The sequence below is a fragment of the Streptomyces specialis genome (assembly GCF_001493375.1).
In the GTDB taxonomy this organism is placed as follows: Bacteria; Actinomycetota; Actinomycetes; order Streptomycetales; family Streptomycetaceae; genus Streptomyces; species Streptomyces specialis.
On sequence record NZ_LN929795.1, the window covers coordinates 1 to 4,873 of the forward strand.

Below are 4,873 nucleotides of genomic sequence, written 5' to 3' on the forward strand. Positions count from 1 at the left end.
CACCACCTACGCCCGCGCGGGCGGCTTCCTCTACGAACTGGCCGACTTCGACGCCGCCTTCTTTGGCATCTCGCCGCGCGAAGCCCTCGCCATGGACCCGCAGCAGCGGCTGCTCCTCGAAACCGCGTGGGAGGCGTTCGAACGCGCGGGCATCCCCCCGGCCACCGCCCACGGCAGCCAGACCGGCGTGTTCATCGGCGCCGGCTACCAGGACTATCTGCGGCGCCACCTCGACGTCCCCGACGACACCCAGGGCTACCTCAGCACCGGGAACGCCGCGAGCGTCGTATCCGGCCGCATCGCCTACCAGTTGGGGCTGGAGGGACCGGCCGTCACCGTGGACACCGCGTGCTCCTCCTCCCTCGTGGCCCTCCACATGGCCGCCCAGGCACTGCGGCAGGGCGAGTGCGCGATGGCCCTGGCGGGCGGCGTGACGGCCATGTCCAGCCCGGGACCGTTCATCGAGTTCAGCCGCCAGCGGGCCCTGTCGCCGGACGGCCGCTGCCGCGCCTTCTCCGCCGACGCGGACGGCACCGGCTGGGGCGAGGGCGTCGGGATGCTGCTGCTGGAACGGCTCTCCGACGCCCGCCGCAACGGTCACCCGGTGCTCGCCGTGGTGCGCGGCTCCGCGATCAACCAGGACGGCGCGTCCAACGGCCTGACCGCGCCCAGCGGTCCGGCGCAGCGCCGGGTGATCCGGGCCGCCCTCGCCAACGCCGGTCTGTCGCCCGCCGACATCGACGCCGTCGAGGCGCACGGCACCGGCACCGTCCTCGGTGATCCGATCGAGGCGCAGGCGCTGATCGCCACCTACGGCCAGGACCGGCCCGCCGAACGCCCGCTGTGGCTCGGCTCCTTGAAGTCGAACATCGGCCACGCCCAGGCCGCCGCCGGAGTCGGCGGCGTCATCAAGATGGTCCAGGCCCTGCGCAACGACCTGCTGCCGCGCACCCTGCACGTCAACGAGCCGACGCCGCACGTCGATTGGGAGTCCGGCGCGGTCCGGCTGCTGACCGAACCCGTCCCCTGGCCGGAGAACGGCCGCCCGCGCCGGGCCGCCGTCTCCTCGTTCGGGATGAGCGGCACCAACGCCCACGTCATCATCGAACAGGCACCCGAAGAGCGCGGCGGCGACGTTCCGGACAGCATGGAAGCCGAAGCCGAAGCCGAAGCCGAAGCCGAAGCCGAAGCCGAAGCCGAGACCAGGACCGAAGCCGACACGACGACCAGCGACTCGCTCGCAGGAGAGCGACCGGTGCTCGAACCGGTCGCCGTGCCCTTGGTGTTGTCCGCCCGCTCGCCCGCCGCTCTCGCCGAGCAGGCGCGGCGCCTCCACGCGCTCGCCCCCGGCCCGCGCCCGCACGACACGGCCCACTCACTCGTCGCGACGCGCGGCCTCTTCGAACACCGTGCCGTCGTCGTCGGCTCGACCCCCGGTGAACTCGCCGCCGGGCTCGGCGCGCTGGCTTCCGGGAAGGAGGCGCCGGGCCTGGTGCGCGGCGCGGTGCCCGCCGGGGCGGGGGAGCGGCGCGCGGTGTTCGTCTTCCCCGGGCAGGGCTCGCAGTGGCCCGGCATGGCCGTCGAACTCCTCGACACCTCCCCGGTGTTCCGTGACCGCGTGGCGGCCTGCGAACGGGCACTCGCCCCGCACGTCGGATGGTCGCTGGACGCCGTCCTCCGACAGGCCCCCGGCGCACCGGAACTGAGCGGTGACGACGTGGTCCAGCCCGTGCTGTGGGCCGTCATGGTGGCGCTGGCCGAGCTGTGGACGGCCTGTGGTGTGCGGCCATCGGCCGTGGTGGGGCACTCACAGGGCGAGATCGCCGCCGCCTGCGTCGCCGGAAGCCTGACTCTGGAGGACGCCGCCCGCGTGGTGGCCGTGCGCAGCCGGCTGCTGGCCCGCCTCGCGGGCCGGGGCGGCATGGCCTCGGTCACCGCCCCGCACAGCGCGACCACCGGACGCCTCGCCCGCTGGAACGGCCGCCTCGCCGTCGCCGCCGTCAACGGCCCGACCTCGCTGGTGGTTTCCGGCGACGCCGACGCGCTGGACGAGTTCCTCGCCGACTGCGCCGATCACGGCGTGCGGGCCAGGCGCGTCCCGGTCGCCTACGCGTCGCACTGTCCCCATGTCGAGGCCATCCACGACGAGCTGACCGGCGCGCTGGCCGGGATCACGCCGAACGCGCCCGGCGTCCCGTTCCGTTCGACGGTCGCCGGGGCCACGGACGACGCCATGCCGGACGCCGCCTACTGGTACCGCAACCTGCGGGAACCGGTCCGTTTCGAGGACGTCGTCCGGCGGTTGCTGGCCGAAGGGCACACCGCGTTCCTGGAGATGAGCCCGCACCCGGTGCTGGCCCCCGGTCTCCAGGAGACCGCCGACGAGTACGCGGCCGAGACCGGCGACGAACGGCGAAGCGCCGTCGTGATCCCCTCCCTGCGGCGCGGCGAGGGCGGCCCGGCCCGGTTCCTCACCTCGCTCGGCGCCGCGCACACCGGGGGCGTCCGCGTCGACTGGCCCGCCGTCCTCACCGGTTGGGGCGGTCGCAAAGTGGAACTGCCCACCTACCCGTTCCAGCGCCGCCGTTACTGGCTCGACGCCGCTCCAGCCCCCGACGCCGGGAACGCGCCGGCGTCCGCCACGGACGCCGCGTTCTGGTCGGTGGTCCGACGCGGGGACGTCCGCTCGCTCGCCGAGACGCTGCGACTCGACCCGGACGGGGACGTGTCGCTGCGCGACGCGCTCCCCGCCCTCGCCGACTGGCACCGGCGCCGCGACGACGAGACGACCGTCGCCGCCTGGCACTATCGCGTCACCTGGCGCCCGCTGACCGAGCCGACCGCCCCCCAACGCCTCGACGGCACCTGGCTGATCGCCCTCACTGAGGACCAACGACACGACCCCGCCGTCGCGTCGGCCGCCGCCGCGCTCGCCGCCCACGGAGCCGAGCCGACGTTGCTCACCGTGGACCCGGGCGACGACCGCGCCGCGCTCGCCGCGCGCCTCGGCACCGAAACCGGGAACCCCTCCGGTGTGCTGTCCCTTCTGGCGCTGGAACCGGACGGCCTCGCCCACACCCTCCGCCTCGTCCAGGCCCTGGCCGACCGCGCGAGTGCGGCCGGACCCCGCCGGGACACGGCACGGCTGTGGTGCGCGACCCGGGGCGCGGTCTCCACCGGCCCGCTCGACCCCACCACGCGCCCGGACCAGGCACGGGCCTGGGGACTCGGCCGCGTCGCCGCGCTCGAACTCCCGCACGTGTGGGGTGGTGTGATCGACCTGCCGTCCGCCGCCGCGCCCTGGGACGACCGCCTGACGCGACGGTTCGCCGCCGCGCTGGCGGGTTCCGGCGGTGAGGACCAGCTCGCGGTCCGGACGACGGGGTTGTTCGCGCGGCGTATGGTCCGTGCCGAACCGGGAGGTCCCGATGGGGCCGTGGAGTCGTGGCGGGGGCGGGGGACTGTGCTGGTGACGGGAGGGACGGGGTGCATCGGCGGGCGCGTCGCGCGGTGGCTGGTGCGGGTCGGTGCGGAGCATGTGGTGGTGACGAGCCGTCAGGGGGCGTCGGCGCCGGGCGCCGACCGGTTGCGGGCCGAGTTGGAGGAGGCGGGCGCGCGGGTGACCATCACGGCTTGTGATGTGGCCGATCGCGACGCGCTCGCCGCGCTGCTGGCCGAACACCCGCCGACCGCCGTCTTCCACACCGCCGGACTCGACACCCCCGCCGCCCTCACCGACATCACCCCCACCGATCTCCACCACGTGCTGGCGGCGAAAGCCACGGGAGCCACGCTCCTGGACGAACTCCTCGGTGACCGGCCGCTGGACGCGTTCGTGCTGTTCTCCTCCGGCGCGGGCGCGTGGGGCAGTGGCGGCCAGGCCGCGTACGCCGCCGCCAACGCCCACCTCGACGCGCTGGCCGAACAGCGCCGCGCGCGCGGCCTGTCCGCCACCGCCGTCGCCTGGGGCCCCTGGGCCGGCGGCGGCATGGCGGGCACCGCCGCCGTCGCGGACCAACTCCGCCGCCGCGGCCTGCGCACCCTGCCGCCCGACGCCGCCCTCACCGCCCTGGCCACCGCCCTCGACCTCGGCGACACCACCGTCACCGTGGCCGACATGGACTGGGAACGCTTCGCACCCCCCTTCACCGCGGCCCGGCCCAGTCCGCTCCTGGACGAACTGCCCGACGTACGCGCCGTGCTCCACCCCGACGATCACGGAAACGAGGAAGGCGAGGCCGCCACCGCGCTGCGCGCCGCGCTCACCGCCGCCGACCCGGCCGAACGCGACCGCGTCCTCGTCGCGCTGGTCCGCGAGCACGCCGCCACCGTCCTCGGCCACACCACCACCGACCACGTCGAACCCGCCCGGCCGTTCCGCGAACTGGGCTTCGACTCCCTCACCGCCGTCGAACTCCGCGACCGCCTGGCCCGCGTCACCGGGGTACGGCTCCCCGCCACCCTGGTCTTCGACCACCCGACCGTCACCGCACTCGCCGCCCATCTCCGCGCCGAACTCCTCGGCTCTCCACGGGAACACGCGCCCGCCGCACCCAACCGCCGCGCCACGACGGCCGACGAGCCCATCGCCATCGTCGCGATGAGCTGCCGCTACCCCGGCGGCGCCGACAGCCCCGAGGCGCTGTGGCGGCTCGTGGCCGAAGGCGCCGACGCCATGGACGCGTTCCCCGCCGACCGGGGCTGGGACGTGGAGAACCTCTACCACCCCGACCCCGACCACCCGGGCACCACCTACGCCCGCGCGGGCGGCTTCCTCTACGAACTGGCCGACTTCGACGCCGCCTTCTTTGGCATCTCGCCGCGCGAAGCCCTCGCCATGGACCCGCAGCAGCGGCTGCTCCTCGAAACCGCG

At 75.2% G+C, this 4,873-nt stretch carries 1 protein-coding gene; it reads left to right on the forward strand.

Features of this window, described 5'->3' with window-relative positions:
- Window positions 1–4,873 (forward strand): type I polyketide synthase (locus BN2279_RS07225; RefSeq protein WP_159037093.1); only part of this gene is annotated, 4,873 nt, incomplete at both ends.